This is a genomic window from Streptomyces sp. NPDC047130 (assembly GCF_040643475.1).
Taxonomy (GTDB): domain Bacteria; phylum Actinomycetota; class Actinomycetes; order Streptomycetales; family Streptomycetaceae; genus Streptomyces.
Genome location: NZ_JBEYUK010000002.1, coordinates 124,961 through 148,484 on the forward strand (window position 1 = coordinate 124,961; position 23,524 = coordinate 148,484).

The 23,524-nt window shown below is 75.2% G+C and carries 23 protein-coding genes and 1 riboswitch; of the genes, 15 read left to right on the top strand and 8 right to left on the bottom strand.

Annotated elements, in window-relative coordinates; genetic code table 11:
- The first annotated feature begins 168 nt into the window (after positions 1–168).
- The 6 genes from ABZ836_RS03105 to ABZ836_RS03130 all read left to right on the top strand — a co-directional run bounded on the left by ABZ836_RS03105 (position 169) and on the right by ABZ836_RS03130 (position 5,027).
- Positions 169–978, top strand: coding sequence for a metallophosphoesterase (locus ABZ836_RS03105; protein WP_356130753.1), 810 nt, complete (start codon positions 169–171; stop codon positions 976–978).
- A gap of 92 nt (positions 979–1,070) precedes the next feature.
- On the top strand, positions 1,071–1,514 hold the full coding sequence (locus ABZ836_RS03110; protein WP_356130751.1) for an SRPBCC family protein: 444 nt from the start codon (positions 1,071–1,073) through the stop codon (positions 1,512–1,514).
- A 21-nt stretch (positions 1,515–1,535) separates the two neighbouring features.
- Positions 1,536–2,687, top strand: a complete 1,152-nt coding sequence (locus tag ABZ836_RS03115) for an ArsA-related P-loop ATPase (protein WP_361138718.1) — start codon at positions 1,536–1,538, stop codon at positions 2,685–2,687.
- Positions 2,688–2,766: 79 nt separating this feature from the next.
- The gene (locus ABZ836_RS03120) at positions 2,767–3,243 is read left to right on the top strand and encodes a DUF5304 family protein (RefSeq protein WP_356130747.1); all 477 of its coding nucleotides are present in this window, start codon (positions 2,767–2,769) and stop codon (positions 3,241–3,243) included.
- Positions 3,244–3,296: 53 nt separating this feature from the next.
- Complete coding sequence (locus tag ABZ836_RS03125) at positions 3,297–4,250, top strand: ROK family glucokinase (RefSeq protein ID WP_356130745.1); 954 nt, start codon at positions 3,297–3,299, stop codon at positions 4,248–4,250.
- A 9-nt stretch (positions 4,251–4,259) separates the two neighbouring features.
- Positions 4,260–5,027: an endonuclease/exonuclease/phosphatase family protein gene (locus ABZ836_RS03130; RefSeq protein WP_356130743.1), complete on the top strand. Its 768-nt coding sequence runs from the start codon at positions 4,260–4,262 to the stop codon at positions 5,025–5,027.
- Between the two features lie 4 nt (positions 5,028–5,031).
- On the opposite strand, the gene ABZ836_RS03135 is transcribed toward ABZ836_RS03130, so the two are convergent.
- Entirely contained in the window at positions 5,032–6,342 is a 1,311-nt protein-coding gene (locus ABZ836_RS03135; RefSeq protein WP_361138723.1) for a glycosyltransferase family 87 protein, read from the bottom strand.
- Between the two features lie 44 nt (positions 6,343–6,386).
- On the opposite strand from ABZ836_RS03135, the gene ABZ836_RS03140 reads away from it, so the two are divergent.
- Positions 6,387–7,529 (top strand): glycosyltransferase family 4 protein, encoded by a 1,143-nt coding sequence (locus ABZ836_RS03140; RefSeq protein ID WP_361138726.1) that lies wholly within the window; start codon positions 6,387–6,389, stop codon positions 7,527–7,529.
- Between the two features lie 201 nt (positions 7,530–7,730).
- On the opposite strand, the gene ABZ836_RS03145 is transcribed toward ABZ836_RS03140, so the two are convergent.
- A complete protein-coding gene (locus ABZ836_RS03145) occupies positions 7,731–8,876 on the bottom strand; it encodes a hypothetical protein (RefSeq protein ID WP_361138729.1) in 1,146 nt (381 codons plus the stop codon).
- 95 nt (positions 8,877–8,971) lie between these two features.
- On the opposite strand from ABZ836_RS03145, the gene ABZ836_RS03150 reads away from it, so the two are divergent.
- Positions 8,972–9,337, top strand: coding sequence for a nuclear transport factor 2 family protein (locus tag ABZ836_RS03150; protein WP_356138461.1), 366 nt, complete (start codon positions 8,972–8,974; stop codon positions 9,335–9,337).
- A gap of 156 nt (positions 9,338–9,493) precedes the next feature.
- Here the strand turns inward: ABZ836_RS03150 and ABZ836_RS03155 are convergent, their stop codons facing one another.
- From ABZ836_RS03155 to ABZ836_RS03170, 4 genes are all read right to left on the bottom strand, one after another.
- The gene (locus ABZ836_RS03155; RefSeq protein ID WP_361138734.1) at positions 9,494–10,549 is read right to left on the bottom strand and encodes an NlpC/P60 family protein; all 1,056 of its coding nucleotides are present in this window, start codon (positions 10,547–10,549) and stop codon (positions 9,494–9,496) included.
- Positions 10,550–10,816: 267 nt separating this feature from the next.
- Complete coding sequence (locus ABZ836_RS03160) at positions 10,817–11,842, bottom strand: NlpC/P60 family protein (RefSeq protein WP_361138737.1); 1,026 nt, start codon at positions 11,840–11,842, stop codon at positions 10,817–10,819.
- Positions 11,843–12,129: 287 nt separating this feature from the next.
- Positions 12,130–13,479 carry an NYN domain-containing protein gene (locus ABZ836_RS03165; RefSeq protein ID WP_356138465.1) on the bottom strand — a complete coding sequence of 450 codons (1,350 nt, stop codon included), beginning with the start codon at positions 13,477–13,479 and terminating at the stop codon, positions 12,130–12,132.
- Between the two features lie 53 nt (positions 13,480–13,532).
- Complete coding sequence (locus tag ABZ836_RS03170; protein ID WP_108953804.1) at positions 13,533–13,772, bottom strand: hypothetical protein; 240 nt, start codon at positions 13,770–13,772, stop codon at positions 13,533–13,535.
- 159 nt (positions 13,773–13,931) lie between these two features.
- Here ABZ836_RS03170 and ABZ836_RS03175 point away from each other — a divergent pair, with 159 nt between their 5' ends.
- From ABZ836_RS03175 to ABZ836_RS03205, 7 genes are all read left to right on the top strand, one after another.
- Positions 13,932–14,663, top strand: a complete 732-nt coding sequence (locus ABZ836_RS03175) for a rhomboid family intramembrane serine protease (RefSeq protein ID WP_356138467.1) — start codon at positions 13,932–13,934, stop codon at positions 14,661–14,663.
- Positions 14,660–14,941 carry an Lrp/AsnC ligand binding domain-containing protein gene (locus ABZ836_RS03180; RefSeq protein WP_356138469.1) on the top strand — a complete coding sequence of 94 codons (282 nt, stop codon included), beginning with the start codon at positions 14,660–14,662 and terminating at the stop codon, positions 14,939–14,941. The genes ABZ836_RS03175 and ABZ836_RS03180 overlap by 4 nt, the downstream gene beginning before the upstream one ends.
- A 168-nt stretch (positions 14,942–15,109) precedes the next feature.
- Positions 15,110–15,460: a small secreted hydrophilic protein gene (locus ABZ836_RS03185; RefSeq protein WP_356138471.1), complete on the top strand. Its 351-nt coding sequence runs from the start codon at positions 15,110–15,112 to the stop codon at positions 15,458–15,460.
- Positions 15,438–16,886, top strand: coding sequence for an ATP-binding protein (locus tag ABZ836_RS03190; protein ID WP_356138473.1), 1,449 nt, complete (start codon positions 15,438–15,440; stop codon positions 16,884–16,886). The genes ABZ836_RS03185 and ABZ836_RS03190 overlap by 23 nt, the downstream gene beginning before the upstream one ends.
- A complete protein-coding gene (locus ABZ836_RS03195; protein ID WP_356138475.1) occupies positions 16,871–17,533 on the top strand; it encodes a response regulator transcription factor in 663 nt (220 codons plus the stop codon). Before ABZ836_RS03190 ends, ABZ836_RS03195 begins: the two co-directional genes overlap by 16 nt.
- A gap of 120 nt (positions 17,534–17,653) precedes the next feature.
- Positions 17,654–19,066 carry an SLC13 family permease gene (locus tag ABZ836_RS03200; protein ID WP_361138744.1) on the top strand — a complete coding sequence of 471 codons (1,413 nt, stop codon included), beginning with the start codon at positions 17,654–17,656 and terminating at the stop codon, positions 19,064–19,066.
- 84 nt (positions 19,067–19,150) lie between these two features.
- Positions 19,151–20,389 (top strand): glycerate kinase, encoded by a 1,239-nt coding sequence (locus ABZ836_RS03205; RefSeq protein WP_361138747.1) that lies wholly within the window; start codon positions 19,151–19,153, stop codon positions 20,387–20,389.
- Positions 20,390–20,442: 53 nt separating this feature from the next.
- Here ABZ836_RS03205 and ABZ836_RS03210 read toward each other — a convergent pair whose 3' ends face one another.
- A complete protein-coding gene (locus ABZ836_RS03210; RefSeq protein WP_361138750.1) occupies positions 20,443–21,804 on the bottom strand; it encodes an aminotransferase class V-fold PLP-dependent enzyme in 1,362 nt (453 codons plus the stop codon).
- 239 nt (positions 21,805–22,043) lie between these two features.
- A riboswitch (SAM riboswitch) is annotated at positions 22,044–22,160 on the bottom strand.
- 101 nt (positions 22,161–22,261) lie between these two features.
- Complete coding sequence (gene trpD / locus ABZ836_RS03215) at positions 22,262–23,326, bottom strand: anthranilate phosphoribosyltransferase (protein ID WP_356138483.1); 1,065 nt, start codon at positions 23,324–23,326, stop codon at positions 22,262–22,264.
- Positions 23,327–23,524: the final 198 nt, after the last annotated feature.

Genomic DNA, 23,524 nt, shown 5'->3' on the forward strand with positions numbered 1-23,524 from the left:
ACCCCTGGGTAGGTTCGCTCCGGAAGGGCGTCCGGGTCGGATGTTCGCCGCGTCACACGACTGGTGTTCCATTGCGCACAGTAGTCCACGCCATTCTCGGTAAGCCAGAGTAACCGCAGGTCCGACGCCTCTGTTCACGGTTGCACCACACGCCTACGCTTCCTCGGCATGGCAGTGAAACCCCTGCGTGATCGGGCGGCCCGCCCCGGAACCCGCGTCCATGTGGTCAGCGACGTGCACGGCAACGCGCGCGATCTGGCGAGGGCCAAGGACGGCGCGGACGCGCTGATCTGCCTCGGCGACCTGGTCCTGTTCCTCGACTACGCCGACCACTCCCGCGGCATCTTCCCGGACCTCTTCGGCGTCGAGAACGCGGACCGCATCGTGGAGCTGCGCACGGCCCGCCGGTTCGACGAGGCGCGCGAGTTCCAGGCCGGGCTGTGGGCGGCCCGGGGCGAGGAGCGGTCGGTGCTGATCGAGCGGGCGGTGCGCCGGCAGTACGCCGAGATGTTCGCGGCGATGCCCGCCCCGACGTACGCCACGTACGGCAACGTCGACATCCCCCGGCTGTGGCCCGAGTACGCGCGGGAGGGCACCACCGTCCTGGACGGGCAGCGGGTGGAGATCGGCGGCTGGACCTTCGGCTTCGTCGGCGGCGGCCTGCGCACCCCGATGCGGACGCCGTTCGAGATCACCGACGAGGAGTACGAGGCGAAGCTGGCCGCCGTGGGTGAGGTGGACGTGCTGTGCACGCACATCCCGCCGGAGGTCCCCGACCTGGTCTACGACACCGTGGCCCGCCGCTTCGAGCGCGGCAGCCGCGCCCTGCTGGACGTGATCCGGCGCACCCGGCCGCGGTACTCGCTCTTCGGCCACGTGCACCAGCCGCTGCGGCAGCGGATGCGCGTCGGGTCCACCGAGTGCGTCAACGTCGGTCACTTCGCGAGCAGGGGGAAGCCCTGGGCGCTGGAGTTCTGAGCCCCGGTCGCGACGCGGCTCCGGAGCGGTGCCCGGCGCGCGATAGCCTGCATCCGCAGACCTGCCGGACCGGATCTGGAGGAGCTACGGCGATGGCGGAACACACCAGCTCGAACATCACGATCGGGGCCGCACCGGCCGCAGTGATGGAGGTGATCGCCGACTTCGCCCGCTACCCCGAGTGGACCGGTGAGGTGAAGGAGGCGGAGGTGGTCGCCACCGACGACCGGGGCCGCGCGGAGCAGGTCCGGCTGGTGATGGACGCCGGCGCGATCAAGGACGACCAGACCCTGGCCTACACCTGGAAGGGCGACCACGAGGTCTCCTGGACCCTGGTGAAGTCGCAGATGCTGCGGTCGCTGGACGGCACCTACGCCCTGCGGGACCGCGGGGACGGCACCACCGAGGTCACCTACACCCTCACCGTGGACGTCAAGATCCCCATGCTGGGGATGATCAAGCGCAAGGCCGAGAAGGTCATCATCGACCGGGCGCTGGCCGGTCTGAAGAAGCGCGTCGAGGCGCGGGCGGCCTAGGAACCGGGGCGTCCCCCGCTCATGCGGACCGTACTGATCACCGGGCCCGGCGGTTCCGGCCGGACCACCCTCGCCGCGGCCACCGCGCTGCGCGCCGCCCGGGAGGGCCACCGCGTCCTGCTGCTCACCGCCGACCGGGCGCTGCCGGCCGGGCTGCTGCCCGCCGGGGTCCCCGGGCCGGCCGTGCGCGTGCCCGACCCCGCGGAGGGGTTCCGGGACGCGCTGGCCGCGCTGCAGGAACGCTCCTCCTCCGCCCTGGACCTGCTGGGGGCCCGCCCGCTGGAACGGGACGAGCTCACCCCGCTGCCCGGCGCCCGAGAGCTCGGGCTGCTGCGGGAGCTGCGCGACGCGGCCCGCTCCGGGGCCCACGACGTGCTGGTCGCCGACCTCCCGGCGGCGCCGGACGCCCTGGCGCTGCTGGCCCTGCCGGGCGAGCTCCGCCGCTACCTGCGCCGGCTCCTGCCGCCCGAACGCCAGGCCGCCCGCGCCCTGCGGCCGCTGCTGGGGCGGCTGGCCGGCGTCCCCCTGCCGGCCGACTGGCTCTACGACTCCGCCGCCCGCCGCGAGGACGAACTCGCCGAGGTCGAGGCCCTGCTGGACCGGGCCTCGGTGCGGCTCACCGCCGAGCCCGGACCGGGCGCCGTCGACGCGGTGCGCGCCGCGGTGCTCGGGCTCGCCCTGCACGGCCACCGTCCCGAGGCGCTGCTGGCCAACCGGGTGGTGCCGGGCTCGTCCCCCGACACCTGGCTGGCGGTGCTCGGCGCCCAGCAGCGCAAGGCGCTGGACGAGTGGGCGCAGACCCTCCCCGTCCGGGAGGTCCCGCACCTGGGCCGTGATCCGCGCGGCGCCGACGACCTGACCGCCCTCGGCGTGCCGGGCGTGGACCCCGCGGCGTCCGCGCCCCGTGCGGAGCGGCCGGTGGAGGACCGGACGGCCGAGGACGGCACGCTGGTGTGGCGGATCCCGCTGCCCGGCGCCGTCCGCGAGGAACTCGACCTGGTCCGCCGCGGCGACGAGCTGCTGCTCGCCGCGGGCGGCTTCCGCCGCGCCCTGCCCCTGCCCGCGGCGCTGCGCCGCTGCGCGGTGTCCGGGGCGGCGCTGCGCGAGGGCGAGCTCCACGTCCGTTTCGTGCCGGACCCCGGGCTCTGGCCCCGCTCTTCCGGCGGGCGCTGATGCCGGCGGGGCCGTTCCGGTAACGTCGGGAGTGTCCGGGCCGCGAGGAAGCGGGACGCCGCGGAGGAAGGGTTCGCCGATGACCGAGAAGCCCGAGGGACACATCAGCGACTCCGACGCCTGGGCCGAGGCCTGCGCCGAGGACCTGCGGGCGGAGCGCGAACGCCACCGCGAGCGCCGCGGGCCGGCCGACGACACCGGTTCGCCCGCCGAGGAGCTGCGCAAGCTGGCCTCCGCGGTCGCCGACCGGCTGTCCTCGCTGCAGGGCCAGGCGCAGATCCTGGGGGCCGCGGAGCAGGTCGTCCGGCAGGCCAGGGCGGCCGTGGAGCCGGTCGTCGAACGCAACCCGGAGGTCTTCCGCCACCTGGCCGCCGCCGGTTCCGAACTGCTCGCCGCCTACCGCTCGGCGGTGCGCTCCCAGGAGGGCCGCTGGACCGCGGGCGAGGACCGCTCCACCGACCGTTCCGGGGACCGTCCCGCCTCCCGTCCCGCCGACCGCCGGGACGAGGACGGGGACGACGGGCCGTCCGGTGGACAGCGGATCGACGTGGAGTGATCGCCCTCCGGTACGGTAAGGCCCAGCGGGCACGACCATTTACCGAGGGACACATGGGACTCACCATCGGCGTCGACATCGGCGGCACCAAGATCGCGGCGGGAGTCGTCGACGAGGAAGGCAACATCCTCTCGACCTTCAAGGTGCCGACCCCCGACACGGCTGCCGCCATCGTCGACGCCATCGCGTCCGCGGTGGACGGCGCCAGGGCCGGCCACCAGATCGTCGGCGTGGGCATCGGCGCCGCCGGCTACGTGGACCGGCAGCGGGCCACGGTCTACTTCGCGCCCAACATCGACTGGCGGCAGGAGCCGCTCAAGGCGAAGGTGGAGGCCCGCGTGGACCTCCCCGTCGTCGTGGAGAACGACGCCAACGCCGCGGCGTGGGGCGAGTTCAAGTTCGGCGCGGGCCGCAACCACCGCAACGTCATCGTCATCACGCTGGGCACCGGCCTGGGCGGCGGCATCATCATCGGCGACAAGCTGCGCCGCGGGCACTTCGGTGTGGCCGCCGAGTTCGGCCACATGCGGATGGTGCCGGACGGCCTGCAGTGCGGCTGCGGCAAGCAGGGCTGCTGGGAGCAGTACGCCTCCGGCCGCGCCCTGGTGCGGTACGCCAAGCAGCGCGCCTCCGCCACGCCGTCCAGCGCGGAGCTGCTGCTCTCCCTGGGCGACGGCACCCCCGACGGCATCGAGGGCAAGCACATCTCGACCGCCGCCCGGCAGGGCGACCGGGTCGCCGTCGACTCCTACCGGGAGCTGGCCCGCTGGGTCGGCGCGGGCCTCGCCGACCTGGCCTCGCTCTTCGACCCGGAGGCCTTCATCATCGGCGGCGGGCTCTCCGACGAGGGCGAGCTGCTGCTGGGCCCGGTCCGCAAGTCCTACCGGCGCTGGCTGGTCGGCGGCGGGTGGCGTCCGGTCGCCGAGGTGACCGCGGCGACGCTGGGCGGCAAGGCGGGTCTGGTCGGCGCCGCCGACCTGGCCCGGCAGCCCGCCGCCCCGATGTAGGACCGCCCGGTGACGGCCGACGCGTTCCCCCCGCTTCCGGAGTCCCGGACCGAGGCCGACGGGTCGGCCGTGGTCCGGGCGCTGTCCTACAACGTGCGGTCGATGCGGGACGACACGGCGGCGCTGGCCCGGGTGGTCCGGGCCTGCGCGCCGGACCTGGTCCTGGTGCAGGAGGCGCCGCGGTTCGTCGGCTGGCGCAAGCGGCTGGCGCGGCTGGCGCGGGAGTCGGGCCTGGTGGTCCTCTCCGGCGGCGCGCCCGCCGCGGGGCCGGCGCTGCTGTGCTCGCCGCGGGCGACCGTGGAACGCGCCGAGGACGTGCTGCTGCCGCTCACGCCCGGACTGCACCGGCGGGGCTTCGCCACGGCGGTCGTGCGGTTCGGGCCGGCGGCGCGGCTGGGGGTGCTGTCCTGCCATCTCTCGCTGCAGGCGGCGGAGCGGTACGAGCAGGGGGGCCTGCTGCTGGAGCGGGTGCGGCGGCTGGGCGTCCCCCACGTGCTGGCGGGCGGCGACCTCAACGAGTCACCTCGGGGGCGGACGTTCCGGCGGGTCGCGGCGGAGCTGCGGGACGCCTACGACGCCGCTCCGTGGGGCGCGGAGTTCACCTCCCCCGCGGTGGATCCGGTCCAGCGCATCGACGCCCTGTTCACCACCCCGGGCGTGGAGGTCCTCGCCTGCGGCGTGCCCGCCGGTCTCCCCGGCGTCGCCCCCGCCGACCTGACCCGCGCCACCGACCACCTCCCGGTCCTGGCGGCGCTGCGCGTTCCTCCGTCGGCCTGAGGCGTCACGCGGAGGGCAGGGGGGTGCGCGGCGGTTCGGCCTCGGCGGGGGCGGGCACGCCGTCGCCCACCGTGACGTCCCACAGCCGGTCGGCCGCCATCAGGGTCGCCGCGACCAGCAGCCCGTTGCGCAGGAACAGCAGCGTCAGCCCCAGCGGTGTGCTGCTCACGACGTCGCCGAAGTACAGCGGGAACTCCAGCACCGTCACCCCGCACGCGGCGACCACCACCCACCCCGTGGGCCCGGCGCCGCCGCCGCGGAAGGTCACGCACACCGCCGCGACGCCCACCAGCCACACCATGTACTGGGGGCTGATCACCCGGCTGGTCACCGTGAACATCAGCACCGCCACCAGACCCGCCAGCGCCGGCACGACCGGCGCCCAGGCGGCCTGGGCCGTGCCGCCCGGACGGGCCGCCCGCCACCGCCAGAACAGCAGCCAGCCGAACGCCCCGGCGGTCAGGAGCATCGCGCCCCGGCTCACCGTGTCCACGTGCGGGCCGAGGAACTCCATGGAGCCGTAGTTGAGGAGCACCTGCCCCTCCCAGCCGAACTGCCGGGCGACGTGGAGGACCAGTGCCCCCAGCGACTCCACCTCGGTCCCCCGGTCGCGCTGGAAGGTGAGGAAGGCGAACGCCCCCGGCATGGCCAGGGCGAACCCGGCCGCCACGACCGCGGCCGTCACGGCCGCCCACAGCCAGGTGGTCCGGCGGACCGCGCCGGCCAGCAGCAGCGCCGGCCACACCTTGAGCATCGCGCCGAATCCGATGAGCGCTCCCGCGAGGCGGGGCCGCCGGGTCAGGGCGAGCAGCGCGCCGACCGCGACGGCGGTGACCATCAGGTCGTACCGCGCGTACACGGTCGGGCCGAGCAGCGGCACGCCCGCCGTCCACAGCCAGGCCCCGTGCGAGGACCGTCCGCTCCCCCGGCCGGCGCGCAGCAGCAGCGCGAACACCAGCAGGTCGACCAGGAGGGCGAGCACGAAGAACGCCTCCGCGTACCCCAGCCAGGGCAGCACGGCCGGGGAGAGGATCGCCAGCGCCGCGGCCGGCGGGTACTGCCAGGTGACGTCCTCCTGCGGGAACGTTCCCCCGCCGAGCACGCCGTACCAGTTCTGGTAGATGACGTGGACGTCGGAGGTGACGTCGGGTCCGGGCATGACCCAGACCTTGAGGACCAGGAGGAGCAGCACCACCCGGGAGGCGGTCCACACCGTCCACAGCGCCCCCAGGGCGAACACCGGGGCGGGGGCCGAGGCAGGGGTGTCGGCAGGGGTGTTGGCGGACGGGGGGTGCGCGCGGCCCGTGGTCTGCATGCGGACATGATCCCCCATGGGGCCGTTGGATAGGGTCGTCGGCGATGCACAAGACGCTGATCGTGACCAATGACTTTCCGCCGCGCCCCGGCGGCATTCAGGCGTTCCTGCACAACATCGCGTTGCGCCTCGACCCGGAGCGGTTCGTGGTGTACGCGTCGACCTGGAAGCGGAGCCGGGAGGGCGTGGAGGCCACCGCGGCCTTCGACGCGGAGCAGCCGTTCACCGTGGTCCGGGACCGCACCACGATGCTGCTGCCCACCCCGGGCGCCACCCGCCGGGCCGTCGGCCTGCTGCGGGAGCACGGGTGCACCTCGGTGTGGTTCGGGGCCGCCGCGCCGCTGGGGCTGATGGCCCCGGCGCTGCGGAAGGCGGGCGCGACCCGGCTGGTGGCCACCACCCACGGTCACGAGGCGGGCTGGGCCCAACTGCCCGCCGCGCGGCGACTGCTGCGGCGGATCGGCGAGTCCACCGACGTCATCACCTATCTGGGCGAGTACACCCGGTCCCGGATCGCGGACGCGCTGACGCCCGAGGCGGCGGCCCGGATGGTGCAGCTGCCGCCGGGCGTGGACGAGACGGCCTTCCACCCCGGCTCCGGCGGGGACAAGGTGCGGGCGCGGCTGGGGCTCACCGACCGGCCGGTGGTGGTCTGCGTGTCGCGGCTGGTGCCGCGCAAGGGCCAGGACACGCTGATCCGCGCCATGCCGCGGATCCTGGCCGCCGAGCCGGACGCGGTGCTGCTGGTCGTGGGCGGCGGCCCCTACGAGAAGGACCTGCGGCGGCTCGCCCGGGAGACCGGCGTGGAGCGCTCGGTGGTCTTCACCGGGTCGGTGCCGTGGTCGGAGCTGCCGGCGCACTACGGGGCGGGCGACGTGTTCGCCATGCCCTGCCGGACCCGGCGGGGCGGGCTGGACGTCGAGGGCCTGGGCATCGTCTACCTGGAGGCGTCGGCGACGGGCCTCCCGGTGGTGGCCGGCGACTCCGGCGGCGCGCCGGACGCGGTCCTCGACGGGGAGACCGGCTGGGTGGTGCGCGGCGGTGCCCCGGCGGAGGCCGCGGAACGGATCGTCACGCTGCTGGGCGACGCGGAGCTGCGCCGCCGGATGGGCGAGCGGGGCCGCGCCTGGGTGGAGGAGCGGTGGCGCTGGGACCTCCTCGCCGACCGCCTACGCGACCTCCTCTGACCCCCGCGACCCGCGACCCGCGGGCCGCGACCCGCGGGCCGGGCGCCGCGGGCCGGGCGCCGCCGCGTCGGCCCGGCCGCCGCCCGGCCGCGCGACGGCCGGTGACCGCACGGCGGCCCGGCGGCGGCTCCCCTGCTGCGCCGTCGTGCCGGGGGCCGGGGCGCGGGCGGTGGCGCGGGCCGGGGCGCGGGACTGTCCGGCTCAGGTGTCGTCGAGTTCCGTGCGGAGGGACGCGCGCCAGAGTTCGGTGAAGCGGGCGCGGTCCACGCCGAGCACCTCCCGCAGCGCGGCCTCCTCGCCCTCCGCGCCCGCCGCGTCGTGGAGGGCGCGGACGGCGCGCTCGCCCCACCGGTCCGCCACCAGCCGGCAGGCCAGCCAGGCTCCCTCGTAGGCACGGCCGACCGTCTCCGCGTCCCCGCCGAAGGCGAACTCCTCGTCCGTCGGCAGCCGGGGCGGCACCCGGCCGTCGCGTACGGCGCGGGCGAGGGCCGGGGCGGCCCGCGCCGGGTCGTTCCCCCGCTCGCTGCCCCGGAAGGCCGTCCAGTCCGCGCAGCCCTCCGAGAGCCACATCGGGGTGCGGGCCGTGGTGCTGGGGCGCAGGGCCACATGGGTGGTCTCGTGGGTGACGACGATCTGCCGGGCCGACGCGTCAAGGGTGGCGAACGCCTCCGGGTTGACGACGACCCGGGGGGCCTCGCCGGGCGTGGCGACGGCGGCGGTCCGCCGGTAGGTCGCCGCGGGCGCGCCGAGGAGGCGGGCCATGGCCTCCGTGGACTCCGGCACCACGACCAGGGGGCGGACGTCGACGTCCCAGGCCTCCGCCACCGCGCGGGCGGCCTCGTCGCCGAGCGGGGTGTAGTCGCGGGGATCGGCGTCGCCCGCCGCCAGCACCCGGCTGCGCGCGGTGTCGGCGCCGCGCAGCGGGGCGTCCCCGTCCCAGAGCTGCTCCGGCCGGCCGGGGGCCGGACGGTCGGAGACGACCCGCCAGGCGCCGTCCCCGCCGCCCTCGCCCTCGCCCTCGCCCTCGCGGGAGAGGGTGAGGACGCGGTGGGCGGTCGCGGTGCCTCGGTCCTGCCGCAGCCGGTACCGCAGCTCGGCCTCCACGGTCGTGGTGTCCCCGCCCTGCCCGCTCGTCCCGGTCACCCGGTAGCGCCAGGCGGCCGGGTCCAGGACGCGCAGGGACTCCCACGCGCCGGGGTCGCCGGTCGCCGCGAACGCGGCCCGGTCGCCGTCCAGCAGCGCCTCGCTCCGCCGCTCCAGCAGTCCCGCCGCGTCGGGCGTTCCGGGCCCGCACGCCACCGGCACGAAGGCCAGCACGGCGGCGGCCGTCGCCCAGGTCCTCTTCACCCGCCCGATCGTAGGGGGCGACGGGGCCGGGGCCTGCCGGGGGTTGCCCGGGCGGCCGTGACGCAGGAGCCTCGGAGGTGAAGGAGGAGGTCGTCATGGGCACTGAGACACGCCCCGCCTTCGGCACCGACACGCTGCGGCGGGGTATCGAGGGAGACACTCCCGACACGCTGTTGTCCCTGTACCGGGACGACGCCGAGATCCGGGTCGTCAACCGCGACGCCACCCCCAGCCACCCCCGGGTGGTCTCCGGCAGGGAGGCGATCGGCGCGATGCTCGCCGACGTCTACAGCCGCGACATGGAGCACACGTTGGAGCGGTGCGTGGTCGAGGGCGACCACGCGGCCTACTGCGAGTCCTGCCGGTACCCGGACGGGCCGCGCGTGCTGTCCGAGTCGATGATCACCCTGCGCGACGGCAGGATCTCCGAGCAGGTCGTCGTCGAGGCGTGGGACGACTGACAGGAGGAACGACGGGAGCAAGCAGGAACGACCGACAGGAGGAGCGACCGGCAGGAAGGAACGACCGGCAGGCGGACGGTCCCCGGTCCGGATCGCCGTGACGCCGGCCCGGTCCCCCCGCCCCACCCGCCCGCGGCACCCGCCCGGGCGGGTCCGTCAGGGCCGCGTGACGGACGCGATGGGGAGCATGTCCACCGGGTCGTACCGCACGGCGGCGCCCGGCCGCGGCGCGTGGATGACCTGGCCGTTGCCGGCGTAGATGGCGACGTGCGAGGCGTCGGCCCGGTACGTGACCAGGTCCCCCGGCCGCGCCTGGGAGAGCGGGACCTGCCGCCCGGCGGTCCGCTGCGCCTGCGAGGTCCGCGGCAGCGAGAGTCCGGCCTGCGCGTAGGACCACTGCGTCAGGCCGCTGCAGTCGAAGGCGTGCGGACCGTTGGCGCCCCAGATGTAGGGCCGTCCGAGCGCGGAGCGCGCCGCCGCCAGCGCCGCCGCGGCCCGTCCGGAGGCCGCCGCGGTGCTGCCCGGCGGGGGCAGGTCGCGTGCGGACCGGGCGGCGCGGTCCCAGGCGGCGCGTTCGCCCTCGGGGAGCGCGTTCAGCAGCCGTCGCGCCTCGGTCAGCTTCCGTTCCACCGTCCGCTTGTGGTCGGCCACGTCCTCGCGGGTGCGGCGGAGTTCGGCGAGGTCGGCGGTGGCCTCCTGCCGCTCCTGGCCCAGTTCGCGCAGCGCCCCCCGCAGCCGGCTCAGCTCGCCGGCCTGCCGGGAGCCGATCCGGTCGAGGGCCGCGGCCTTGTCGAGGTACTCGTCGGGGTCGGCGGAGAGCAGCAGGGCCAGCGAGGGGTCCAAGCCGCCGGAGCGGTACTCCGCGCCGGCCAGCGAACCGAGCTCCTCGCGCAGGGTGTTGACCCGTTCCTGCTGGCGGGCGATCCGGTCCTGGGCGGCGCCGATCTCCTCCCGCAGCTCCTCGGCGCGTTCGTCGGCCCGGTTGTAGGCCTCGGTGGCGCGCTCCGCCTCGGTGTACAGCCGGTCCAGCTCGGACCGGGCGTCCCGGGGGCCGTCCGGCTCGCCCGGCGCGGCGACGGCGCCGGGGCTGACGCCGAGGGCCGCGGCGGCGACGGACAGGACCGCGGCGGTGAGCCCCGCGGCGCCGGGCGCGGAAGGCGCACGGCCGGCGGGGACGAGGCGGCGCGGTGCGAGGCGGCGATGACAACCCACGGGCGACCGCACTCCCTTCGAGGCTGACGAACCTGGCCGGCCGGCCGTCACCGGGTGTGACGGGGCCGCTCCCCACGGTGTCGGGGGAAACGCGCCAGACAGTAGCCCCGTCGCCGGTTCGGCACCAAGGACCGCGGGGTCCGAACATGCCCGCGCCCCGCCTCTGACGCAGGTCATCGGCGGGGCGCGCGGTCGGCTCGAGTCGCCCGGATTCATCCGGCCGGGTGACGGCCGGCGGGTTTCGGCGGGAGGAGGATCAGATCCGGATCAGATCCGGACGCCGAACTGGAACGGCATGTTGTTGATCGACTCGTAGCGCACGTTCGTGCCGGTGCGCGGGGCGTGCAGCACCTGGCCGTTGCCGGCGTAGAGCCCGACGTGGTGCAGGTCGCTGTAGAAGATGACCAGGTCGCCGACCTTGAGCTGGCTCATCGACAGCCGCGTGCCCGCGTTGGCCTGCGCCTGCGAGGTGCGCGGGATGTGGACGCCGGCCTCGCCGTAGGCCCAGGAGGTGAGACCCGAGCAGTCGAAGGAGTTCGGGCCGGTGGCGCCGTAGGAGTACGGCACGCCGATCTTGGTCTGCGCGGCGGCGAAGGCGGAGGCGGCGAAGCCGGAGCCGGCCGGTCCGCCGCCACCGGCGAGCGACGCGGACTCCTGGGCGGCCTTGGCCTCCTCCTGCGCCATCTCGGCGCGTTCGGCGGCGGTGAGGCTGTTGAGCAGCTTCTGGGCCTCGGCCAGCTTGGCCTGGACCTCCTTGCGCTTCTTGCCCAGCTCCTCACGGGTCTCGGCCAGGTCGTCCAGCTTGGTGTTGGCCTCCTGGCGCTGCTGGGCCAGTTCGCGCTGCTTGTCCTGGATCTCGGCCAGCGACTCGACCTGCTGGTTGCTGAGCTGGTCGAGGGTCGACGCCTTGTCGAGGTAGTCGTCCGGGTCGGCGGAGAGGAAGAGCTGCATCGAGGAGTCGATGGTGCCGCTGCGGTACTGCGCCGCGGCGGCCATGCCGATCGCGTCGCGGAGCTCGTTGAGGTCCTCCTGGCCGCGGGCGACGTTGTCCTGGAGGGCGTCGATCTCCTTCTCGAGCTTCTTCTGCTTCTCCTTGGCCCCGTTGTACTTCTCGGTGGCCTGCTCCGCCTCTTCGTGGAGCTTGTCGACCTTCTCCTTCACCTCGCCCTTGGAGGGCTTGGCGGGGGCGGCGTGGGCCGCGTTGCCGCCGAGGACGACGGCGGCTGCCGCGGCGGTGGTCAGCACGGTGACGCGTGCGCGGCTCGGCTGCTTGGGTCGACGGTGGGACGCCACGTGGGCGAGCTCCTTCTTCCATCAGCCGCCTGCCGGAGAGCACACCTGGCGGGCGGTGAGCCTTCGCCGTCACTCCCTCTGAGCGATCACCCGAGCGAAGGTTCGACGGCTGACCCTAGTGACCTTCCTGTGATCAGTTCAAATCCTCAGATGAAAAATCTCGCCCCGGCCTGCAAACTTTGCATTCGACTCACCTGCGGTGACGTTCGGATGACCGTGCGTTGCGAAAGAAAACGGTCAACCCGCCCATAGGAGCGGGGAAGTGACAGATGGGACGCGCCCGGTCCTCAGCCGCGGTTGAAGCGCTTGAGGAGCACCGCGGAGGCGACCGGACGGGCGCCCGCGCGGGCCACCCCGTCGGCGACCTCGCGGTCGGTGGAGACCACCACCACCGGCCGGCCGGACGGCTCGGCCCGCACCAGCTGGCGGATCAGCTCGTCGGCGGTGACGCCCGGCTTGGAGAACAGCACCCGCACCCCGCGCGGCGGCGCCAGCAGCACCGGCGCGGCCAGTTCGGCGCCGTCGAAGACGCAGGTGACCTCGCAGTTGGTCTGCGCGGCCAGGGTGGACAACTGGCCCAGCAGCCGCAGCCGCTGCTGTTCCAGCGGCATCTGCGGATAGCCGGTCTTGGTGACGTTGTAGCCGTCCACCACCAGGTGGACCTGGGGCAGCGCGAGGAGCTGGTCCAGGATGGCGGGGTCGTCCTCGGAGAGCGCGCGGGCGGCGATGTCCTTGGGGGTCATCCGGCCCGGCTCCACCGCGTCGACGGTCTCGGCCGGCCACACCGACACCGGGGGCAGGGCGAGTTCGCGGCGCAGCCCCTGGGCGGCCTCCAGCACGGTGTCCAGCAGCAGCCGGACCCGCATGTCCTCGATGCTGCGGCCCTCGCGGACCGCCTTGCGGCCGGCCTCGAGGGCCGCCTCGGTCTCGCCGAGCCGGGCCTTCAGCCGGCGGCTCTCGCTCTCCGCTGCGGACACCTGGGCCTGGGCGTGCGCCCTCACCTCGTCGAGCTCGCCGCGCAGTTTGCGCTGGGCGGCCTCCCCGCGCTTGACGTCGCTGAGGGCCGAACGCAGCTTGCGGTGCAGCGACTCGGCCTCCTTGCGGGCGGTCTCCAGCTCGGCGCGCAGGCGTTCCGTCTCGGTGCGGACCTGGTCGCGGGCGGCGGCCAGCTCGCCGCGCAGGCGGTCCAGTTCGGCCCGGGTCTCCTCGTCGGCCCGCTCGGCCTCGGCGCGCTGGGCCTCCTCGCCGGCGGCGGTCACCAGCTTCACCCAGCCGGGCGGGCGCAGCACGTACGCGGCGGCCGCCACGTCCAGCGGGTCGGCGGCGGGCGGCGGCGCGCCGGTCTCCAGCGCGGCGGCGAGCTCCGGCTGGGCCTCGCGGAACTTCTCGCCGACGCGCTGCCGGAACTGGGCCTCGCCCTCCAGCGCGGCCGCCATGGCGTTGCCCGCGAACTTGGCGCGCCGGGTGGGCGTGAAGCGGGCGTACTGCCGGAGCTGGGCGGGCAGTTCGGACACGGTCAGCGAGCCGAACGCGTCCGCGGCGATCTGGACGACGCGGCGGCGCACTCCGTCGGGCAGGGGACGGTCCAGCACCTCAGCGGCGCCGTCGTCCGGCTTTCCGCCTCCGTCACCGGCCACTCCGTCACCCCTCGCCTGTCGTCCGTCGTCCGTCGGAGCTCCGGGCCGCTCCGTCAGGAGCCGGCGCCGGGCCTGTCCACCAGTTCCACCTTGTCCACCGCGTTGCACCAGCGGCAGCGGACCGACTCGATGGTCTCACTGACCACCTCGCGTTCCTCCACCGTGGGCGCGCCCGCCAGGTCGAGGTGGACGTACTCGACGACCTTCGAGGAGCGGGTGACGTCGAAGCGGGTGAGGTTGCCGCAGAGCGTGCACCGCCAGCGGGTCGTCTCGGTGGGGAGGGGAACCGTCATCGCGGGCTTCGCCCTTTCTGTGTCGCCGGGGGCCGTTGCCGGCACCTGCCTCGGTGCCTGTGCGGGGTAACCCTACGGCCATTCACCCGCCGGTCGCTCGCGAGTCCACGGCGGCGAGGCGGCACCCACCCGCGGTGTCCGGTGCGTCACACTTCGTGCATGATCCGCGACTGGAGCACGGCGTTCGCCGCGGCGGTCCGGAGCCGGCCGGCGCCCGTCACCCACGGACTGACGGCGCTGTGCGTGCTGCTCTTCCTGATCGGGCCCGCCTCCGGGCTGCGTCCCGATCACGGGACCGGCGAGGAACTTCTGGCGGCGCAGCGCGCCTTCTTCCGGCGCTGGGGGGTGGTGCCGGCCGAACTGCTGGCGGGCGATCCCGACTCCCTGGTGACCCCGCTGACGGCGCTGTTCGTGCACGGCGGCTGGCTGCACCTGCTGGGGAACGTGCTCTTCCTCCAGGTCTTCGGGGTGATGACCGAGCGGCGGATGGGCAGCGCGCGGTTCGCGCTCTTCTACCTCGGCTGCGGCAGCCTGGCGCTGCTGGGCTACGCGCTCGCCGACCCGTCGTCCCCGCAGTCCCTGGTGGGGGCCTCCGGGGCGGTGTCGGCGGTGCTGGGCGCGTTCCTCCACCTCTTTCCCCGGGCGCGGGTCACCACCCTGCTGCCGTTCCTCTTCTTCCTGCCGGTGCGGCTGCCGGCGTGGGTGGTGCTGCCGTTCTGGGCGGCGCTGCAGTGGCTGGGCGCGGAGCGCGCCGGGGACGGGCCGGGGGTGGCGTACCTGGCGCACCTGGTGGGGTTCGGGCTGGGGTTCGCCACCGCGCGGATGCGGTTCCGGCGGACGACTACAGTGAATCCACCAGCGACGGCGACCCAGGGAGAGAACCAGCCGTGATCACCGCGATCGTGCTCATCAAGACCAGCGTGGACCGGATCCCCGAGATCGCCCAGGACATCGCCGCCCTGGACTCGGTCAGCGAGGTCTTCTCGGTCACCGGCACGTACGACCTGATCGCCATGGTGCGGGTCCGCGAGCACGACGACCTCGCGGACGTCATCCCCGGCCGGATCAGCAAGATCCCCGGCGTCCTGGGCACCGACACGCACGTCGCGTTCCGCACCTACTCCCAGCACGACCTCGAGGCCGCGTTCGCCATCGGCCTCGACTCCTGACCGCACGCCGCACCGCCGCGCCCCCGCACCCTGCTCGGCGCGGCGGACGCGTACGCGGCGGACGCGTACGCGGCGGCGCCTGCCCGGCGGGCGGGGCCGGCCCGCGGATGAGGGAATCCTCATACTCGGCTCATCCCCGCGCGCGGGGAGGCGGCCCAGGATCGCCGTATGCAGATCTCACACCGCATCGCCGCCCTGGCCGCGATCGTCGCCGTGCCGCTGGGGATCGCGGCGACGAGCTACGCACTGGCCGACCGTCCGGAGGAACCGCGCAAGGCGCCCGCCCGCGTCGAGCTGGAGGGCACGCCGTCCGCGGTTCCGACGCCCTCGGACGTGCTCGTCCCCGGCCCCGAGGTGAGCGACCGCCCGCCGGGCGGTGAAGCCGACGACGACGCCGACGACGACCAGGGCGGCGCGGACGACGCCGGTGACGACACCGACGACGACGGCGACGACCAGCAGGACGACCGGAACGACGGGAACGACGACGCCGCCGATGACGACACCACAGGGGACTGACCGCCTGCCCCGTCGCCTCACCGCCCGCGTCCGGATCCTGCTGTGGCTGCTCCTGGTGATGTCCATGGCGCTGGGCGCGGTCGCCACCACCACCCGCTCCATCCTGCTGCGCGACGTCGACCACCGGGTCACCCGGCTGCTGGCGCAGGAGACCGGCGAGTTCGCCAACTTCCAGCAGCGCGGCAAGGACCCGGACACCGGCCTGCCCTTCGCCGAGCCGTCCCGGCTGCTGCGGGTGTTCCTGGAGCGCCAGTACGCCGACCCGGACGAGGAGCTGATCGGGCTGGTCGGCACGGCCGGCCCGGACCCGGCGCAGATCGTGCAGAACCGCGAACCGCGCGCCGGGCAGCCGCTGTTCAAGGACCCGGACGCCCTGCGCCGGATCTTCACCTCCCCGCACGCCGCCGGGTCCGACGAAGGGGTGCGCTGGGCGAAGGTCACCGTGACCCGGCGGGACGGCGGCCCCGAGGCCGCGTTCGTGGTGGCCTTCCACCCCGAGCGCGAGCGGGACCGCGTGGACGAGGTGTTCCGCGTGCTGCTGGTGATCTCCGCCGTCGCCCTGCTGATGACCACCGGCATCGGCTGGGTGGTCGCGGGCCGCATCCTGCTGCCGGTGCGGCTGGTGCGCACCGCCGCCGCCGAGCTCACGGAGCAGGACCTGACGCGCCGAATACCGGTGCACGGCCGGGACGACGTCGCCGCGCTCGCCGAGACCTTCAACGCCATGCTGGACCGCCTGGAGCGCGCCTTCGCCGCCCAGCGCACATTCGTCGACGACGCCGGGCACGAACTGCGCACGCCCATCACCATCGTGCGCGGGCACCTGGAGCTGATGGGCGACGACCCGGGCGAGCGGGAGGAGACGGTCCGGCTGGTCACCGACGAGCTGGACCGGATGAGCCGCATCGTGGAGGACCTGCTGCTGCTCGCCAAGGCGGAGCGGCCCGACTTCGTCCGCCCGGAGGAGGTGCAGCTCGCCGAGCTGACCGCCGACGTCTTCGTGAAGGCCCGGGCGCTGGGCGACCGGGGCTGGGAGCTCGCCGAGGTGGCGGACCGCCGGGCGCGGCTGGACGGACAGCGGATCACCCAGGCCATGGTGCAGCTCGCCCAGAACGCGGTGCAGCACACCGTGCCGGGCGCGCCCATCCGCATCGGCTCGCGGGTCGTCGACGGGCGGGTGGAGCTGTACGTCGCGGACTCCGGTCCGGGGGTCCGCCCGGAGGACGCCGAGCTGGTCTTCGAACGGTTCCGCCGCGGCACCGCCCGCCGGGGGTCCCTGGGTTCGGGCGCGGGGCTCGGCCTGTCCATCGTGAAGGCCATCGCCGAGGGCCATCACGGGCACGTACGACTGGAGGACACCGAGGGCGGCGGCGCCACCTTCGTGCTGGTCCTGGAGGAGGAACGCACGTCGTGGAACGCATCCTGATCGTGGAGGACGAGGAGCGGATCGCCTCCTTCGTCGAGAAGGGGCTGCGCGCCCAGGGATATCTGACGACCGTGGTGGGCGACGGGACCGCCGCCTACGACTACGCCCTCTCCGGCGGGTTCGACCTGGTGATCCTGGACATAGGGCTGCCCGGCCAGGACGGCTTCACGGTGCTGCGCCGGCTGCGCGAGGAGCGGGTGACGGTGCCGGTGATCGTGCTGACCGCCCGGGACTCGGTGCGCGACACGGTGGCCGGGCTGGAGGGTGGCGCGGACGACTGGATGACCAAGCCGTTCCGGTTCGAGGAGCTGCTGGCCCGGGTGCGGCTGCGGGTGCGCACCGCGGCCCGCGCGCCGGAGGTCACGGTGCTGCGCTCCGGCTCGCTCTCGCTGGACCTGCGCACCCGCCGTGCCCGCACCGAGGACCGCACGGTGGACCTGACGGCGCGTGAGTTCGTTCTGCTGGAGCTGTTCCTGCGGCATCCGGGCCAGGTGCTGTCGCGCGAGCAGATCCTGTCCCACGTCTGGGGCTACGACTTCGACCCGGGCTCCAACATCGTCGACGTCTACGTCCGCGCGCTGCGCAAGAAGCTGGGCGCCTCCCGCCTGGAGACCGTCCGGGGCATGGGGTACCGCCTGCCCGCCTGACCCGGCGGCGGGGCCGGCGCGTTCTCCGGGGCGTGCGGGGCGGGTGCGTTCTCCGGCGGGTGAGTTTTCCTTCATCGGGCCCTCATGGACGGCTCACCGCCCGGCGGAATCGTCGGTGACGTGACCACGAACTTCCGGCGAACCGCCACCCTCTGCCTGACGCTGTCGCTGTGCGCGCTGATCGCCACGCCCGGTCTCGTCACCGGGCTGAGCGGCGAGGCACGCGTCACCCTCGTGGTGTTCGTCCTCGCCGTGTACGCGTGGACGGCGACCGGGCTGGACGACACCCTCGTCGCCCTCGCCGCCGGCCTCGCGCTCACGGTGACCGGGGTGATCAGCGCCGACGCCCTGTTCGCCACCCTCGGCGATCCCACGGTCTGGCTGCTGATCTGCGCGTTCGTGCTGGCCGCCGCGGTGACCGCCACCGGACTGGCGGGGCGGGCCGCGGTGTTCCTGGTGACCGGCGCCCGCAGCGTGCGGCAGCTGGTCCACCTGACCACCGCGGCGCTGGTCGTCACCGCCTTCGCCGTGCCGGCCACCTCCGGCCGTGCCGCGCTGGCTCTGCCGGTGTTCCTGGCGCTGGCCCAGGTCCTCGCGGACCGCCGGCGGCTGGTGGTGATGCTGGCGCTGCTGTTCCCCACCGTCATCCTGCTCTCGGCGGTGGCCACCCTGATAGGCGCCGGGGCGCACCTGATCACCGTCTCCGTGCTGTGGGAGACCACCGGGCACCGCATCGGCTTCCCGCAGTGGCTGCTGCTGGGGCTGCCGCTCGCCGTGGTCTCCTCGCACACCGCGGCCGAGGTCGTGCTGTGGACGACGACCCGGCGCGCCGACCGGCGGGGTCCGGTACGGATCACCGCCGAGCAGGTCCAGCAGCACAGCGAACGGCCCGTCACCGGTCCCTGGTCGGCGGCGGAGAGCCGGTGCGCGGTCCTGCTGGGCACGGTGGTGCTGCTGTGGTGCAGCGAGCCGCTGCACGGCGTCTCCCCCGCCCTGGTGGCGCTGATCGGCGCGATCGTCGCCGTCACCCCCGCGCTGGGCACGGTGCGGCTCAAGGACTCGCTGCGGACCGTGCCCTGGTCGATGCTGCTGTTCATGGCGGCCACCATGGCCACCGGGCTGGCCCTCGCCGACTCGGGCGCCGCCGCCTGGCTGGTGTCGGGGCTGCCGCTGGGCTCGACCCCGTGGACGTTCCTCGCGGTGGTGGTGGCGGTGAGCACGGCCGCGCACCTGGTGCTGCAGTCGCGGTCGGCGCGCTCCTCGGTGCTGGTGCCGCTGGTGGTCGCGGCGGCGGGCGTGGCCGGTGTCAGCCCGGTGTCCGCGGCGCTCGCCTCCACGGCGGCGGCCGGGTTCTGCCACACCCTGCCCGCCTCGGCCAAGCCCGTCGCCCTCTTCTCCGGCCTGTCCGGCGTGCCCACCTACACGCCGCGGGACCTGCTGCGGCTCTCCGCCGTCCTCGGGCCGCTGACCGCCGTGCTGGTGCTGCTCTTCGCGCTGTTCGTCTGGCCCCTGCTCGGCGTCCCGGTCCGCTGACCCGGCACCGTCCCGTACCTCCCTCCTCTCCCCTTCTCTTCTCTTCCCTTCTCTTCTCTTCTCTTCTCTTCTCCTGGAGTCCCGATGTCTCTTGCCCTCACCCGTTTCGCCGTCGCCCCCAGCGGCTTCAAGGAGTCCCTGTCCGCGCGGGACGCGGCCGAGGCGATCGCCGCGGGCGTCCTGCGGGTCGTGCCCGACGCCGAGGTGGACCTGATCCCCCTGGTCGACGGCGGCGAGGGCACGGCCGAGGCGCTGGCCTCGGCCGGCGGCGGGCGGCTGCTGCGGCGCCGCGCCACCGGGCCGCTGGGCGACCCCGTGGACACCCACTTCGCGCTGCTGCCGGACGGCACGGCCGTGGTCGAGATGGCGGCGGTCGCCGGACTGCGGCTGGTGCCGGGCGACGCCCGGGACCCGGGGGCGACCACCACCCGCGGCGTGGGCGAACTGATCGCGGCCGCCCTGGACGCCGGGGCGCGGCGGGTGCTCGTCGGCTGCGGCGACTCCGGCACCTCGGACGGCGGGGCCGGGGCGCTGAGCGCGCTCGGTGTCCGGCTGCTCGACCGGGACGGCCGTGAACTCGGCGACGGCGGGGCCGAGCTGGTGCGACTGGCCCGGGTGGACGCCTCGGGGCTCGACGCGCGGCTGCGGCACACCGAGCTGGTGGTGGCGTGCAACCCGCACAACGTGCTGTGCGGCGACCGCGGGGTGGCCCGGGTCTTCGGGCCGCAGAAGGGCGCCACGCCGGCCCAGGTCGAGCTGCTGTCCGCGGGCCTGGAGAACTGGGCCGGCGTCCTGACCCGCGACCTGCTGCCCTCCCCGGCCGTGGACCCGCGCACGGCCGTGGACCCGCACCCGGTGGACCCGCGCCCGGTGGTGGACCTGCGCACGGCGCCCGGCACCGGTGCCTCGGGCGGCCTGGGCGCGGGCCTCGCCGCCCTGGGCGCCCGGCTGCGGCCCCGGTTCGAGGTGCTGCTCGACCCCCTGGGCCTGGACGTGCGGCTGGCCCGCGCCGATCTGGTGGTGACCGCCGAGGGCTCGCTGGACGGGCAGACGCCGTTCGGCAAGATCCCCGCCGAGGTGGCGCGGCGCGCGAAGCGGCACGGGCGTCCGGTGCTGGCCCTGGCCGGGACCCTCGGCGAGGGGGCGCACGAGGTGCGGGCCGTCGGCATCGACGCGTACAGCGGGATCCTGCCCGGGCCGGTCTCGCTGGGCGAGGCGATGGGCCGGGGCGCCGAGTACCTCGCCGACGCCACCGAACGCGCCCTGCGCATGGTGCTGCTGGGCGCCCGGGTCAACGCCGGCGCGGGACGCCGCGCGGCGTGACCCCGGCGGCGCGGGCGGGCCGGCAGGGACGCCCGCGCCGCCGGGGAGAAGAGTTACGCGTCCCCGCCCGCCAGGTCGGCGAGGGCGCCGAGCAGCCGGTCCACGTGCTCCACCGGGGTGCCCACGCCGAAGCTGGCGCGCACCGCGTTCAGCGGGGAGCCGCCGGTCCCCCCGCACTCGGCGGCGGCGTCGCGGGTGCCGCCGAGGAGGCGGCGCACCAGCGGGTGGGCGCAGAAGAGCCCGGCCCGCACGCCGATGCCGTGCGAGGAGGCCAGGCGTTCGGCGAGGTCGGCGCTGTCCCAGCCGTCCACCACGAACGACACCACGCCCACCCGGGGCGCGTCGTCGCCGAACAGCGACAGCACCCGCACCCCCGGCAGGGCGGCCAGCCCTTCCCGCAGCCGGGCGAGCAGCGCCTCCTCGCGGCCGGCGAGCAGCGCGGGGTCCGCCTCGGTGAGCACCCGGCAGGCGGCGGCGAGGGCGAGCGCGCCGACCACGTTGGGCGAGCCGGCCTCGTGCCGGGCGGGCCCGGTGTGCCACGCGACGTCGAGGCCGCCGTCCTGGCGCCGGACCACGCTGCGGCTGGCTCCGCCGCCCGCCAGGTACGGCTCGGCGGCGTCGAGCCAGTCGGACCGGCCCGCCAGCACGCCCGCGCCGAACGGGGCGTACAGCTTGTGCCCGGAGAGGGCCACCCAGTCGACGCCCAGTTCCCGCACCGACACCGGCCGGTGCGGGGCGAGCTGCGCGGCGTCCAGCACGATCCGCGCCCCGTGCGCGTGTGCGGCGTCGGCCAGTTCGCGCACCGGCCACAGTTCCCCGGTGACGTTGGACGCCCCGGTGACGCAGACCAGCGCGGGCGCGTCGTCGTCCCGCGCGGCGAGGGCGTCGGTCAGGAGGGACACCGCCTCGGCGGGGCTCGCGGGGGCGTCGAGGAAGGTCACCCGGGCGCCGCGCCAGGGCAGCAGCGCCGCGTGGTGCTCGGTCTCGAAGACGTACACCCGGCAGTCCTCCGGGAGGGCGGAGGCGAGCAGGTTGAGGGAGTCGGTGGTGGCGCGGGTGAAGACGACCTGGTCGTCCGCACGGCAGTCCAGGAAGCGGGCGACGGTCTCCCGGGCGTCCTCGTACAGCTCGGTGGAGAGCTGGGACAGGTGACCCGCCCCGCGGTGGACGCTGCCGTAGTACGGCGCGTACTCGGCGATCTCGTCCCACACCTGCCGCAGCACCGGGGCGCTGGCGGCCTGGTCGAGCGCGGCGTAGGGCACCCGGCGGCCGGAGGCGAGCGGCACGGTGACGTCCAGGCCGAGCACCGGCAGCGGCTCGGCGAGCAGCGCGGGCGAGGCGGGGGCGGGGACGGCGCCGAGGGCGAGGGCTTTCCTGTCGGCGGCGGCGGCAGTGGCAGCGGTGGAAACGGGCATGGCGGACTCCTGTGGGCACGTCGGCGCTCCCCGGGGCGGCGGACGGACCGCGGCGCATCACCCGGGCGGGAACGCGGAAGAGGGCGGAAGACGGAGGACGAGAAGAAGAAGGACTCGGCTCGACGGCCTGCCCGGCGGGGCGGAACGCGTGGCGGCGCCGCCCTCGCGCCGGTCAGGCCCGGCGCATTCGTCGGCTCACGGGGAACTCCTCGACGACCAGGACCCCTGACGTCGCGAGAGGTCCGCGCTTGCCACAGACCTTGCTGTCTGCGGCCTGGTCCTCACCCGGGGCACCCCGCCACGGACGGAGGGTTGCCGGACAGCCGGCCGGGGCCTGATGGCTGTCACTCATGACCTGCACGGCATCCTGCCACATCCGCCGCACGCGCACGAGGCGTGGTCCGGCATCCGGACCACGCCTCGTCGACGGCGGGCCGCGCCGACCCGCCCGGGACGCTCAGGAGTTGCTCGCCAGCACCCACCGCTCGAGCGCCTTGCGGGCGGCGCCGGAGTCCAGCGCCTCGGCGGCCCGGTCCATGCCGGCCCGGATCCGCCCGGCGAGCGTGCCCTCGCCGGGCTCGAGGGCGACCAGCGCGGCCGCCGCGTTCAGCAGGACGGCGTCCCGCACCGGTCCGGTCTCCCCGGTCAGCAGGCGGCGGGCGACGTCGGCGTTGTGGGACGGGTCCCCGCCGCGCAGCGCCTCCAGCGGGGCGTACTCGACCCCGACGTCACGGGGGTCGAAGAGCTCCTCGCGGACCTGCCCGTCGCGCACCGCCCAGACCCGCGAGGGCCCGGTCACGGTGAGCTCGTCGAGGCCGTCCTCGCCGCGGAAGACCAGCGCGGAGTTGCCCGCCTCCGCGAACACGCCCGCCATGATGGGCGCCATCCGCGGGTCGGCGACCCCGATCGCCTGGGCCTTCACCCGGGCCGGGTTGGTCAGCGGGCCCAGGAAGTTGAAGGTGGTGCGGATGCCCAACTGGCTCCGGGCGGCGGCCACATGACGCAGCGCCGGGTGGAACTTCACCGCGAAGCAGAAGGTGATGCCCGCCTCGTTCGCCACCTCGGCGACCCGTTGCGGGGTCAGCTCCAGGTTGACGCCCAGCTTCTCCAGCACGTCCGAGGAACCGCTCGCCGAGGAGGCCGCCCGGTTGCCGTGCTTGACCACCTTCACCCCGGTGCCGGCGACCACGATCGCGGCCATGGTGGAGATGTTGACGGTCTTCGCGCCGTCGCCGCCGGTGCCGACGATGTCCACGGCCGGGCCGGGCACGTCGATCACCCGGGCGTGGGCGTACATCGCGCGGACCAGGCCGGTGATCTCCTCGACCGTCTCGCCCTTGGCGCGCAGGGCGACCGCGAAGCCCGCGATCTGGGCGTCGGTGGCCTCGCCGCGCATGATGCGGTCCATCGCCCAGGCGGTGTCGTCGGCGCTCTGGTCGCGGCCCTCCAGCAGGGCGTTGAGGACGGCCGGCCAGGAGCGGCCCGCCGCGGTGTCGCCTCCAGCGGGGGTCACAGCGTTCATATGCCGCTCCTGACGGTCTCGGTCCGGCGGCCCGCCACGGGCCGCGGGTGCACTGGTGTGGCTGGCCCCGGTGGCGGGGCGCTGCCCACCCTATCGATCCCGGGGACGGCGAAGAGCCCCGTCCGGGGACCGGACGGGGCTCCTGCCGTGGCGATCAGTCGATCATTCGGCGACCGGGGGGACCTGCCCCCTCACTCG